This is a genomic window from Salinivibrio sp. MA351, from assembly GCF_001996065.1.
Lineage (GTDB): Bacteria > Pseudomonadota > Gammaproteobacteria > Enterobacterales > Vibrionaceae > Salinivibrio > Salinivibrio costicola.
Genome location: NZ_MUFG01000022.1, coordinates 1 through 13,307, shown reverse-complemented (window position 1 = coordinate 13,307; position 13,307 = coordinate 1). Strand labels below are relative to the sequence as shown.

At 49.0% G+C, this 13,307-nt stretch carries 12 protein-coding genes; 10 read left to right on the top strand and 2 right to left on the bottom strand.

From position 1 onward, the window contains the following. Positions 1-414: 414 nt before the first annotated feature. Positions 415-1,311 carry an NAD(P)-dependent oxidoreductase gene (locus tag BZG78_RS11720; RefSeq protein ID WP_077661324.1) on the bottom strand — a complete coding sequence of 299 codons (897 nt, stop codon included), beginning with the start codon at positions 1,309-1,311 and terminating at the stop codon, positions 415-417. Between the two features lie 121 nt (positions 1,312-1,432). On the opposite strand from BZG78_RS11720, the gene BZG78_RS11715 reads away from it, so the two are divergent. Continuing rightward, on the top strand, positions 1,433-3,181 hold the full coding sequence (locus tag BZG78_RS11715) for a bifunctional UDP-sugar hydrolase/5'-nucleotidase (RefSeq protein WP_077661300.1): 1,749 nt from the start codon (positions 1,433-1,435) through the stop codon (positions 3,179-3,181). 237 nt (positions 3,182-3,418) lie between these two features. On the opposite strand, the gene BZG78_RS11710 is transcribed toward BZG78_RS11715, so the two are convergent. Further along, positions 3,419-4,348: a hypothetical protein gene (locus tag BZG78_RS11710; protein ID WP_028569720.1), complete on the bottom strand. Its 930-nt coding sequence runs from the start codon at positions 4,346-4,348 to the stop codon at positions 3,419-3,421. A 349-nt stretch (positions 4,349-4,697) separates the two neighbouring features. On the opposite strand from BZG78_RS11710, the gene BZG78_RS15505 reads away from it, so the two are divergent. The 9 genes from BZG78_RS15505 (at position 4,698) to BZG78_RS11670 (ending at position 13,289) form a co-directional block, all read left to right on the top strand. Continuing rightward, positions 4,698-4,871, top strand: coding sequence for a hypothetical protein (locus BZG78_RS15505; protein ID WP_021023852.1), 174 nt, complete (start codon positions 4,698-4,700; stop codon positions 4,869-4,871). 145 nt (positions 4,872-5,016) lie between these two features. Continuing rightward, on the top strand, positions 5,017-5,310 hold the full coding sequence (locus BZG78_RS11705; protein ID WP_077661299.1) for an HlyU family transcriptional regulator: 294 nt from the start codon (positions 5,017-5,019) through the stop codon (positions 5,308-5,310). Positions 5,311-5,604: 294 nt separating this feature from the next. Further along, positions 5,605-7,158, top strand: coding sequence for a Re/Si-specific NAD(P)(+) transhydrogenase subunit alpha (locus BZG78_RS11700; RefSeq protein ID WP_077460771.1), 1,554 nt, complete (start codon positions 5,605-5,607; stop codon positions 7,156-7,158). Positions 7,159-7,167: 9 nt separating this feature from the next. Then, entirely contained in the window at positions 7,168-8,544 is a 1,377-nt protein-coding gene (gene pntB, locus BZG78_RS11695; RefSeq protein ID WP_077661298.1) for a Re/Si-specific NAD(P)(+) transhydrogenase subunit beta, read from the top strand. A gap of 234 nt (positions 8,545-8,778) precedes the next feature. Further along, positions 8,779-10,218: a DUF3404 domain-containing protein gene (locus BZG78_RS11690; RefSeq protein WP_077661297.1), complete on the top strand. Its 1,440-nt coding sequence runs from the start codon at positions 8,779-8,781 to the stop codon at positions 10,216-10,218. Continuing rightward, positions 10,190-10,855: a response regulator transcription factor gene (locus BZG78_RS11685; RefSeq protein WP_077661296.1), complete on the top strand. Its 666-nt coding sequence runs from the start codon at positions 10,190-10,192 to the stop codon at positions 10,853-10,855. Before BZG78_RS11690 ends, BZG78_RS11685 begins: the two co-directional genes overlap by 29 nt. Further along, positions 10,855-11,769, top strand: coding sequence for a DUF2861 family protein (locus BZG78_RS11680; RefSeq protein ID WP_242413018.1), 915 nt, complete (start codon positions 10,855-10,857; stop codon positions 11,767-11,769). Before BZG78_RS11685 ends, BZG78_RS11680 begins: the two co-directional genes overlap by 1 nt. A gap of 124 nt (positions 11,770-11,893) precedes the next feature. Further along, positions 11,894-13,024 carry a conjugal transfer protein TraF gene (traF, locus tag BZG78_RS11675; protein ID WP_077661294.1) on the top strand — a complete coding sequence of 377 codons (1,131 nt, stop codon included), beginning with the start codon at positions 11,894-11,896 and terminating at the stop codon, positions 13,022-13,024. A 97-nt stretch (positions 13,025-13,121) separates the two neighbouring features. Continuing rightward, a complete protein-coding gene (locus BZG78_RS11670) occupies positions 13,122-13,289 on the top strand; it encodes a YoaH family protein (protein WP_077460953.1) in 168 nt (55 codons plus the stop codon). Positions 13,290-13,307: the final 18 nt, after the last annotated feature.

The window sequence follows — 13,307 nt, the reverse complement described above, 5'->3', positions numbered from 1 at the left end:
TTAACATTAAGCAAGGGGGTGCTTTTTTGGCAAGTTATAGGGTTTTAATATACTTGGCTCGAGAACAACTGGATTTTGTTGTTAACCATGTTTGTACAACCTTGCTGATGCGAATGCGCCAACGTCATACAAGTCAGTGGCGCGACAATGGCGCGCATCATACCACTTAATCAGAGGGATGAGAAAAGCGAGGGCAGGTGTGAATAACTACTTATCTTTCTTGCTCGTGCTCAACTGCTTATCACACCATTTTTCAATAGAGGGTGCGTATAAGGTGAACAGGCCAATGATCATGGCGATGGCGCAGATTACATAGATAGCTGTCATTACACCCCTCCTTATTGGTTAACTTTTGTACACACCTTGTTTAGCCTTTCCTCAGCCTCAAGTGCCGAGGATTGCCATATTTTTAGGTTAGGTTGATGAAGATGGTTTAGTATCCGTATCAAACTGCTTGATCAGGACTGAGGTATCACTTCGGCCGTATCCGCGCTGTTGCAGCTGCCTGTACTGTTGATCCACTTGCTCGGTTAAGGGAAGGTTCACGCCTAATTTGGCGGCTTCTTCTAAACAAAAGCCCAGATCTTTACGCATCCAATCAATCGCAAAGCCAAAGTCAAAACTGTCTTCCGCCATGGTCAAAGCACGATTTTCCATTTGCCAAGAGCCTGCGGCGCCATGCTTAATGGCATTGATCATTTTTTCGATATCGAGATCAGCGGATTGCGCGAAGGTGAGTGCCTCGGATAAGCCTTGTAAGACGCCGGCAATACATATTTGGTTGGCCATTTTACAGCGCTGGCCGCTACCATTTGGGCCAATATGCTCAATCGCACTGGCGTAAACAGTCATCACAGGTTCAGCATGACGAAATACAGCAGGATCGCCACCCGCCATAATAGTAAGTTTGCCGTTTTCGGCGCCCGCTTGACCACCGGAGACAGGCGCATCCAAAAAGTGAATACCTTGTCGGTTACACACGTCGGCAAGTTCAGTCGCCAGCTCTGCAGAGGTGGTAGTGTGATCCACCAAGGTACTGCCTTTTTTCATATTGGCCAGCACACCAATGTCGCCATAGACCACACTGCGTACGTCATCATCGTTACCTACGCACATAAAGACAATGTCAGCGTCAGTGACTGCCTCAGCAGGGGTACATCCACTCTGTCCTTGATAGGTTGTACACCAGCTTTCGGCCTTGCCGGGGGTTCGGTTGTAAACCCGGGTTGGGTAGCCGTTACGTTGCAGGTGGCCGGCCATCGAAAATCCCATCACGCCGAGGCCAATAAAAGCCACTTTGGTCTTGTTCACTTGCATATCGTCACGCTTCCCTGTTGTGGATTAGGTAGTAATCTATCAAAAACTTAACCTTTCTTGTATATGTCAATGTTAAGCTTGTATCATCTTCTTTTGTGTTGTGGCACGGATTATTATGACAGCACGACAACCATTCTCATTAACCATCGCGCATATTAACGATACGCACTCACACTTTGAGTCTACGCCTGTCTCGCTCAGCTTAGWTAGCGAAGACACACGGGTATATGCCAATTGCGGTGGATTCGCACGCATTGCATCGGCGGTGAAGCACTTTCGTCATCAGGCTGAACAAAATCAGCACGGCTTTCTGTTTCTGCACGCCGGTGATTGCTTCCAGGGCACGCTGTATTATTCCTTGTTTAAAGGAAAAGCAAATGCCGACATGCTTAATCGCCTTGGGATCGACGCGATGGCCATCGGTAATCATGAACTGGATCAAGGCAATGGGCCCGTTGCCGATTTTCTCGATGATATTAAGTTTCCTTTACTTGCCGGTAATTGGCATGTGGATGATGAAGCAAAAGACAAGCAAAAACGGGTAAGCGATAAGCCTAGCTTGATGCCATACCTGCCAGAGCACGCACGTGCGAGCACCCTGATCAAAACCTACGCGGGCCATCAGGTTGGTCTGTTTAGCTTGGCGGTTGAGCAAATGGCGGCACTGGCACATCCCGATCACGATACGCCGTTTTTGCCTGCCACCCAGATAGCTAAAAATACGGTGGCGTATTTGCGTGCTCAAGGGGTCAACACCATTATTTTGTTAAGCCACCTTGGTTATGACAAAGACAAGGCACTCGCAGCAGCAGTCAAAGGCATTGATGTGATTGTGGGAGGGCACACACATGTCTTACAAGGCGATTTTCAAAATATTGGTCTCGAGGCCCAAGATCCATACGGGTATCAAGTTAATGATACTTGGATTGTGCAAGCCGGGTGCCATGCGCAATCTATTGGCCGTTTTACGTTATCCATCGATGAAAAAGGTCGGCCAACAGCCTTTAATGGTCAAAATTACGTGCTGCTTGGACGCAGTTTGGCGATGGATGCGTCGCGCGAGCAGCAATTAACCGACACCTCTTATCAAGCGGCGCGCGACTATCTGAATAGTCAGTCGAATGTACTCATTTTGCCGAGTGATTTAGATCTAAAACACCACTTGCAACAGACGTATCGTCCACAAGTGGCACAATTAGAGCGTGATATTGTCACGCATGTGCCTGAGCGTTTACGCCATGTTCGCGTCCCTGACGGCGAAGGCAGTAGCGACGTGGCCCCTTTGGTCACCGAGAGTTTTCTTTGGGCGGCGCGTGAGCAAGGGATTGATGCGGAGTTTGCGATACATAATGCGGGAGGGGTTCGAGTTGGATTGAACGCTGGCCCGCTTTCTGCTGCATTAATTGCCGGTACACTGCTGCCGTTTGCGATCGACGTGATCGCGTATCGAGTGACAGGCGAACAAATCCGCAGCGCGTTAGAAGGGGCAATCAACAACGCGACCAACAATGGCGTTGCTGGCCTTGGGACCGGCAGTTTCCCGTATTGTGCCGCTATCCGTTATCGTTATGAAGCGTGGCGCCCAATGGGGCAGCGCATCACCCAATTAGAAATCAAACGGGGTGAGCATTGGGTGGCGATGGACGATGCGCACCGATATACCGGTGTGTCCTCATCTTATACGGCACAAGGTAAAGAGGGCTATGACGCACTGCAGACAGGTCGCCGTCGCTCAATTGGTTTATCAATGGCGGAGTGTTTTATTCGGTATGCACGGCAGCAAAACGCACTCGCGCTCCCGAGCCAGCCTTTAGTGTGTTATTTGAGTACACCCGATCAGACACAAACCTGTTGGGGTCAATAACTTGGCCCATCCTTTGCTTATTCATCGATAGGTTGCACGTTCGGCATAACGTTGCCGTTAGATTAAGTTTGGATCGTTATTGTCGATAACAGTAATAGGTGCTCTGAATGTAGCCATACTATCGAAAGGTGAAGGTGATGGAAAAACGTGATTGGTTTGATGTGGGGTTGATTAGCTTTTGGCTGATAGCTTGGGCATCTTTGGTTTATTTTGTACCGGTTGTATAAACGAGCCGCGCTAGGGTACCTGCGTGTCAGCGCGATGCGCGTGACGTATGGCCCAGCGAACCAAAAGAGGCTGTAGGTAAATGGGTAACTGAATGGCACCGATTAAGGGTAAAAATACCGGGCCAAGTGCGACGCCGGCAACGGTATAGGTCAGTAATACATTGCGATTTACGGCGGTCACCGCGGCGATCATACTGGCTGCTTGTCCTTGTCGCCGGTATAAACCGAAGGCAATGGTAAAAAAAAGCATGCAAATTGCGACTGAAATTGCTAACAGTTCTAGGGCATACGCTTGATCGTTTTGCCAGGTTTCTCCAAATGGCCCCACCAGCCCCAAAGGAAAGCTAAACACCAGCACAATAGTAAACTGTGCGAGCTTGCCGTGAATGCGTTTGAGTTTTTCGGGCTTGACCAGCGCGTGAAAAATCGCGGCGAACGCCATGGGCCCGAAAATAAATACCACTAATCGAATCACGTAGCTTTGTAAATCCAGTGAAAAAGCATCACCACTGAATATTGTTAAATTGACGAATAAGACAACTGGCATCAGCAACGTTGAAGCGATGGTGTAGGCCATGGCGATCAGCGCGTCCATGCCTAACGAACGGATAATGGCGGGTGTGGCAAACAAGGAGCCGGTTGCGCAGATCCCACTAATCGCGAGTAATAACCCTGTCGATGCACCCAATAACCAAGCGATCGAACAGGTTATCAGCGTTAATACCACCGCATGAATAAATGCATATACCCACACTTGCCACTGGCCCAGTGCTTTTACCAGTAAACCTTGGTGGATTCCAAGCAGTGTAAATAGCATCAGCGCAAACAAAACATAGGGAAGAAAAGGAAACAACGCTAGCGATACCGCTGGAAATGCAAAGCCAATCAGCGCAGCAATAAAAAGAAAGATCGCAGAGTGTCGGGCTAGAAACGCAAGCATGGTCAACACCTTAGTGACATGTGTAACATTGATGTTATCAGGTTTTAATCGATAATCGAGCGATAAATCGCCATTTTTAATAAGTAAGACACGGCCATGTGCAAGTGACAAGGTATCGCATAGGTGTGGAGACGGCTTTCAAACAAAATAAATATAATGACAGCTCAAGGGCACATAAAAGCAAATAGGCGCTTTTTTAACCGTAAGTTAACATAGTTTTCTGATTAGCGATTGCTTGCTTTTCGGATTATAAAAACTAATCCTATGCTTTAATTTTCATCAATTTATCATTGTGGGTTAGCCACCTATACTACGCGCCGAGTGATTCAGAAAATAAAGCGAGGATCGTATGACGACTGCAACGGTTAATATGACACGTTCACGTCGATCTTACGCGGTAACTATCAAAGGACTGATCGCTCATGCCATGGATGTGTTGTTTACCCGCAGCACGCAAGCACCTGCTTATGATGCAAGCCGTTTACCGGCGCATTTGCAGCGTGATATCGGCATAAACCGATAAGACGACAAAAAACGTAGACAGAACGCGAAACGCCACATCATCGAGATGTGGCGTTTTTTTATTTGTGGTTTAATCACTCTTGGCATTAACCAATCATATATTGCCTGATTTGTCCGAGCTGAAAGATAAAAAGGAGTAAAGAAAGATGGGATGGTTTTCCGCACTTTTTTCTGGTGGTCAATCGAAACAAGCTAATAAAGCATCTGTGATCCCAACAGATTACAAAGGCTATTTGATTTACCCCGAAGCGACCGCAGAAAGCGGCCAGTACCGTGTATGCGGGCGTATTTGCAAAGAAATCGATGAACAGGTGATGACCCATCACTTTATCCGTTCTGATCTATTGGGAAATCAAGATGATGCAAATAGCTTGATGATCACAAAGGCCAAAATGATGATTGACCAGAATGGCGACAAGATTTTTGCGCGTGGCGGTTAGGCGATGCTGAGTGATACCAAAATTAATGCATAACTATGAACAATAAAAACAGATAAAGTGTCGATTGGATCACATTTATACCCTAATGGCGATCCTCGCCCTGTGGTGATTAAGGAATAAACTCGTTAAGTTAAGGCTGTTGCGTTGCTAAGCACAAAATTACTGACACCCGCAACTGAGTGAATAATGGGTAAAACCGTTTTCAATACGAATTTAGTCAGTGAATGTCTCTCAGGTGGTACTCACCTGTGACCATTAAAAAATTTCTTATAAGCCAACATTCAGGGAATAGCTATGCAGATTGGTGTTCCAAAAGAGAGGCTCGTTAATGAAACGAGGGTAGCTGCGACGCCAAAGTCGGTGGAACAGCTTATCAAACTCGGTTTTGACGTGGTGGTAGAAAAGGGAGCGGGCGAAAAAGCAAGCTTCGAAGATACTGCGTACGAACTTGCCGGGGCGACCATTGTTGATACGGATGCCGTTTGGCAGTCTGAGGTCATTTTTAAAGTCAACGCACCGGGTGTGATTGAACAAACCGGTCAAGATGAAGTGGAACGACTACAAGCAGGCACCACGCTTGTCAGCTTTATCTGGCCTGCCCAAAACGAAGAGCTGCTTGAGCGATTATCGGCGCGCAATGTTAATGTGATGGCGATGGATGCCGTGCCGCGGATTTCTCGTGCACAATCTTTAGACGCGCTAAGCTCGATGGCAAACATTGCGGGCTATCGCGCTATTGTCGAAGCGGCCCACGAATTTGGCCGTTTCTTTACCGGGCAAATCACCGCGGCCGGTAAAGTACCGCCTGCCAAGGTATTTGTTGCCGGTGCGGGGGTGGCAGGTCTGGCTGCGATTGGCGCTGCCGGGAGCCTAGGTGCCATTGTTCGTGCCTTTGATGTTCGCCCAGAGGTGAAAGAACAAGTTGAAAGCATGGGCGCTGACTTTCTTGAAGTGGACTTCAAACAAGACAGTGCAGGTAGCAGTGATGGCTATGCCAAAGAGATGTCGGATGAATTCAATCAGGCTGCGCAAAAGCTCTATGCGCAACAAGCAGAAGATGTCGATATTATCGTCACCACGGCGCTGATCCCTGGTAAACCTGCGCCAACGCTGATTACCAAAGAGATGGTAGACAGCATGAAATCCGGGAGTGTGATTGTTGATTTGGCAGCCGCCAATGGTGGCAACTGTGAGTACACCGAAAAAGACCAAGTTATCACCACGCCAAATGGGGTCAAAGTGATTGGCTACACCGATATGGTAGGGCGCTTGCCGACTCAGTCATCACAACTGTATGCCACTAACTTGGTTAACCTCACCAAACTGCTTTGCAAAGAAAAAGACGGCAATATTGCCATTGATTTTGACGATGTAGTCGTACGTGGCGTCACCGTTATTAAAGAAGGCGAAGTGACGTGGCCTGCACCGCCGATTCAAGTGTCGGCACAACCGAAAGCGGAACCTAAACCCGAACCTGCACCGAAAGCAGAGGCGAAAAAAACGTCACGGGCAACCAAGTATGGTTTAATGGCCGCCGGGTTGGGGGCGTTTGGCTGGGTAGCCAACTACGCCCCAAGTGAGTTCCTTTCTCATTTGACCGTGTTTGTGCTTGCCTGTGTTGTGGGCTACTACGTGGTCTGGAATGTAACCCATGCGCTACACACGCCACTGATGTCCGTCACCAATGCGATTTCAGGCATCATTATCGTCGGGGCGCTATTGCAAGTAGGACAAGGGATCGGTTTTGTTACCTTCCTCTCCTTCATTGCCGTGTTGATCGCCAGTATCAATATTTTTGGCGGCTTTACTGTTACAAAGCGCATGCTTGAAATGTTCCGTAAAGGGTAAGGAGAAAGAATGTCTGAAGGATTGGTACAAGCTGCGTATATTGTTGCCGCACTCTGTTTCATTCTGAGTTTGGCTGGGCTCTCAAAGCAAGAGTCTGCGCGTGCCGGCAACTACTACGGGATGACCGGGATGGCCATCGCGCTGGTGGCGACGATTTGGGGTCCCGATGTTCAAGGCGTTGGTTGGATTATACTCGCGATGATCATTGGGGGCGCGATTGGTATTTACTACGCCAAACGGGTTGAGATGACCGAAATGCCGGAGCTGGTGGCGATGCTGCACAGTTTTGTCGGCCTGGCGGCGGTATTAGTCGGTTTKAACACCTATATTGATCATCCACCGCTGACCGGTGCGATGCTTAATATTCATTTAGTTGAGATCTTCTTAGGCGTGTTTATCGGTGCAGTGACTTTCACCGGGTCGATTGTCGCCTTTGGTAAACTGCGTGGCGTGATCTCGTCGAAAGCGCTGGCGTTACCGCATCGTCATAAGCTTAACCTTGCAGCCGTCGTGGTTTCCTTTTTACTGTTGATTAACTTCGTCAATGCCGAAGGCTCCACGTTCGCACTCATTGTAGTGACGCTCATCGCGCTGGCCTTTGGTTATCACCTTGTTGCCTCGATTGGCGGCGCAGACATGCCGGTTGTGGTGTCTATGCTGAACTCGTATTCCGGTTGGGCAGCGGCAGCGGCAGGCTTTATGCTGGCGAACGATCTACTGATCGTCACGGGGGCATTGGTTGGCTCATCGGGTGCCATTTTGTCTTACATCATGTGTAAGGCCATGAACCGCTCATTCATTAGTGTGATTGCTGGTGGCTTTGGTTCAGATGGCACCGCGTCATCGGGTGATGAAGAGGTCGGTGAATACCGCGAGAGTACCGCTGAAGAAGTCGCAGAAATGCTAAAAGACTCCAACAGTGTTGTGATCGCACCCGGCTATGGTATGGCCGTTGCGCAAGCGCAATATCCTGTTTACGAAGTAACAGAAAAACTGCGTAATATGGGCATTGACGTGCGATTCGCGATTCACCCCGTTGCAGGGCGTTTGCCTGGGCATATGAATGTGTTGCTCGCAGAAGCGAAAGTCCCCTATGACATCGTATTAGAGATGGATGAAATTAATGATGATTTCCCAGATACGGATACGGTACTGGTGATCGGAGCCAACGATACGGTTAACCCCGCCGCAATGGATGACCCGTCTAGTCCCATTGCGGGCATGCCCGTACTTGAAGTCTGGAATGCTAAAAATGTAGTGGTCTTTAAACGCTCAATGAATACCGGCTATGCTGGGGTGCAAAACCCATTGTTCTTTAAAGACAACAGCACCATGCTCTTTGGCGATGCGAAACAAAGTGTCGAGGCTATTTCTAAAGCGCTATAGTTAAATTCAAAGGCACTATAGTTGAACTCTGGGACGCTATTATTTTAAAGAGCCCGTTCTTCAAAAGAGCCAGTGATTCAGCTGGCTCTTTTTTTGTGCACGATCGCCGGCGCTGGACGTGAGTAAAAGCTATCTTGCCTAATAGCTATCTTGCGTAAAAGCTATCTTGCATCCTGACAGTCTGAACTTACAATGCACTGACATTATTTATAGGTTTGGTGGTAAGCTGTCACTATGCGAATTCTGCTGCTAATTATTTTTACGTTGACAGCTTGGCCAGCGATGGCGGCGAGTACATTTTCAGAGCAAATGACTGCGTTCCGTGCTCAGTTACTGTTGGCGGATCCTGTTGCTCGTTATAACCTCATCGGTATTAACCGTGCTTTTCCACGTGTGTTGCTCAGTCCAGATAGCCTATTGCCACAGACGGCGCGCTACCCACTAAAAGATATTCGCCGGCTGTATCAGGCTGCGCAAAAGTGTCAAGGACCTTGGCCAGTGAATCCGCAAGTGACAGAGCCTTTGGTGTTTACTCGTGCCATGTGTAATAACACCCAGCTTCCGGTTGCTTGGTTTTCTCGCTCTGGGTTTATTCATCCAGGTGGCGGGAGCTATGCGGCCAAATACGCGGAGAAATATCCAGCGCGACGCAGCGAGCTTGTGCGCTTTTTTCATATCCAAGAGCGACCCAAAGCCGAACCTGACAGTTTACTCGGTCGACTGCAAAGAATGGATTCATCAGCCGTCGAGGCATTGAATAGCGGCGCCAAAACCTTGGTCAGTCAAAATGAAATGTGGATCCGTGTGGGCAGCTATTACCATTTGTATGCCGCGCAGCAATGGCAACCTCTTGTTGCTGAATTTGATTTACACCTTACGCCTCGGGGGGAGCAAGATTTTTGTTTGGCCCGTGTGGGGAACATTTGTTGGAATGAAGAAAAAGCGCCTAGCTATTGGCCTTATCTTGTCGGCGCGCTGATTATCATCAACCTGGTTGCCCTCGGTGGTTGGGGATTTAACCGATGGACGGTACAGCGTCGGTTGATGCAAGAGCGTATGCTGGTATTACAAATATTGACGCACGAGTTACGTACCCCCATTGCCAGCTTGTCGATGACGGTTGAGGGGTTTCGGCGTAAATTCGATACGTTACCAGAGCCCTTTTATGATGAGTTTCGTCGTTTGTGTGAAGATTCAAGGCGTCTAAAACAGCTGGCGGAAGCGAGTAAGGATTACTTGCAGTCGAATCAAAAGCCATTGGGCAAAGAAACGATTCCGTCTATCGAAGAATGGTTAGGATACATTTGTGAAGAACATCAAGTGACGCTTCAGGTGAGTCAAGATGGCGCGGTGCGGGCCAATGTCTATTGGTTGACGACATCATTGAACAATTTGATTGCCAATGCGGTCAAATATGGTGTCGCCCCGGTTGAAGTGCATGCAAAGGTATCAGCGGATCGTTTCACCATTGCAATATGCGACCAAGGCGATCTGACCGCCAAGGATTGGAAGCACATACGTAAACCCTTTGTCAGCCAAAGCGGTCTTGGGCTCGGGCTGACGATCGTAGAATCGATGATTGAGAGAATGGGGGGCAAGTTAATCCTTTCTGGTCCACCCACCACATTTACTTTGGAGATTCATTGTGACGCAACCGACGTTACTTCTGGTTGAAGATGATGCCAATCTAGCAGACGGCTTATTGGCAAGTTTGGAGCAAGCGGGCTACCAGTGTTTATATGCTGATAGTGCGACGAAAGTTGCTGAGTTATGGCGTGATGCGGATCTTGTCATCTTGGACCGCCAACTGCCTGAAGGCGACTCAATCGAATGGCTCGCGGATTGGAATAAACTCAAAACCGTGCCAGTGATCTTGTTGACAGCCATGGTGTCCGTGCGTGATCGCGTTGGCGGGTTAGACTCGGGCGCTACCGATTATATCACTAAACCCTTTGCCGAAGCAGAGCTGCTCGCGCGCGTGCGTGTCCATCTTCGTCACCCTGTCGGAGAAGCGGAAATATCGAGTGACGATCTCGTGATCAATGAGGTGAGAATCGATACCGCGAGTCGTGCAGTCTTTTGTGGTGACCAAGAGATGACATTGACACGTACCGAGTTTGACTTGTTGCATTTCCTCGCCAAAAACGCAGGGCGTGTATTTACGCGTGATGAATTGCTCGATCAAGTGTGGGGGTATAACCATTATCCTACCACGCGTAYGGTTGACACCCATATATTACAACTACGCCAGAAGTTGCCCTCGGTGAATATCGAGACGCTACGTGGCGTCGGCTATCGCATGAAGGCATGATGAAAAAGCGCGCTCTCTTTGGACTATTAGCAACTATGCTGGGTGCTGGTGGCGCGCAGGCCGCGTGGTTTAACGGCAATGACGCATTAACCAGTGCCCATCAGCGCCTATTAAATGGACAAACCGCAGCCAGTGTAGAGGCCATGATTGAAGCCTGGCAGCAACCCAATCTTTCTGCTGCCAAGCAGGATCATCTCGCTCAGCTGCTTGCGCTCGCGATCACGGAAGACTGTGGGCGCAGTTTAAGCCAAAAGACATTGCCTGATTGGTTGAGCAATATATCTGTGCGTCGCGAAACGGTCCAAACCACGAGTCGGGTGTATTATCGGCTCCAAGTGTCAGGGGAGTCGCAAACGGGGGTGGATGCACTCACGTTAAAAAAATGGCCGGATCAAACGGTGATGCGTGGTGAGTTCTCTCCGGCGCAGCAACACGGTTGGCGTTTGATCAAAGATGGCCTTTCCGATCCTATTTCCCAAGGTCTTTATCAACTCACTGTAGAGTCAGTATCAGGTCATACGTGGTCGAGTTGGTTGCTTCTGACCCAGCCTCAGCCACGTCAAACATTGAGCTGGAAAGATACCCGAAGCTGGCACATTACCCCTTTTGATGATTTTAACTCAACCTGTCAACGGCCCTTTCTGAGCCTCAACCTGTATCCGCACAATCAACCGGATGGTGCCCCGATCTGGTCTGCTGAAAAGCATAAGCGGCTTCCTACCCAGCTGCCAATGTTAGATGTGCCTAATGGTCAATACTGGTTTAGTGTTGCCCTGATTGAACGGCGCTGGCAGGGCGCGCTGTCAATTGAAGAAGTTCAGCGTATCGGCCGGGCGATTGATTTACCGGATTTGGATCCTGACGCTTTAAATAGGATAGCGCCGAGCCGCTCGGACAAACAAAGTGACGAATAAATAGACATTTGCGTTATGGTCAATTTGATAAAGTTCACACCTTTTTAGTGAGATCGGTCCAATTTTTCACTTTTACCTCTATGCTTGCCTTTTAAATAGCAAATCAAAACATAGGGGTAACGCAATGACCTTTAAAACAAAAGCGCTTGTGGTGGCACTGGCCGCATGCTCAACCAGTGCGTTGGCGGCGACTAACCCAACCGATGCCCGTGCCAATGCGATGGGTGGGGTAGGCGTGGCATCGGGGGATTATCTTTCCGCAGGCTTTCATAACCCAGCTTTGGCTGCACTTGATCCTGATAGCGCCTTTGGGGTGCTTATCCCGTATATTGGTGCCGAAGCGCGAGATCCCGATGAGCTTATTGACGGCCTCGATGATGTCGCCGATGCGTTTGACCAACAAGATGCAACAAAAATTGAATCTTCACTGAGAGCGGTGCAAGGCGATAAAGCCTACGTCAATGCCGGTGTTGGTGCTGCGGTGGGGATTCCCACAGGCTCTATCTCGGCCACCCTTTATACATCGGGATTGATTGAAGGCGCGGTGTTACCTGATATCGACACCAATGACTTTAACGTCACCTCCGATCCCAATTCAAATGCAACCATTCTTGCCGCCGGTATCGGTGAATTAGGGGTCGCACTGGCAACCAACCTTGATATTGCCGGCCAGCGCGTTGCGGTGGGCGTGACGCCGAAACTACAGAGAATTACCACCTATAATTACGGCGTCGCGGTCGACGACTACGATACGGATGATTGGGATGACAGCCGCTACCGCGAAGAAGAAAATGCTTTCAATCTTGATTTGGGCGCCGTGTGGCAATCGGGCTCTTACCGGGTTGGCCTTGCCGGCAAGAATTTGATTAGCCAAGATGTCGATACGGTTTACATTCCAAGAACGGGTAACCGTTTCACCTATGAGCTTGAGCCGCAATTTACCTTGGGCTCGGCGTTTGTGTCTGACTTTGTGACCGTTGCTGCCGATTTAGATCTCAACAAGAAAAGCGGCTTTAAAGGTACGCTTAATGTGGATGATGACACACAGTTTTTCCGAGTCGGGGCAGAGTTTGACGCCTTTGGCCATGCGCAACTACGCACCGGCTATCGTGCGGATCTAGAAGACAATGTCGATAATGCCTTTACCCTCGGTCTTGGTTTATCCCCCTTTGGTGTCGCCAATCTTGATATCGCCGCGAGTATCATCGATAGCAACAGCTATGGTGGTTCCGCTCAGCTGGCCTTTACGTTTTAAATCAGTTACTGCATGACAAATGATTGGGCAGGCCCTAAAATGGCCTGCCTTTTTTAATCATCACTTACCAATCATTGATCACCAAGAGAGTAACCGAATGTTTGACGGCGTTACGCTAAACCACGAGCAACAACAAGAAGCGGCAGAGCGCATTCACGCGCTGATGGCAAAAGGCATGAGCAGCGGTGAGGCGATTATGCAGGTTGCCAATGAAATACGTTCGCAAGCAGCGCAAGCGGCTCAAGCCTCTTCGTCTGAAGAGTGAGACACACTGCAAACATAT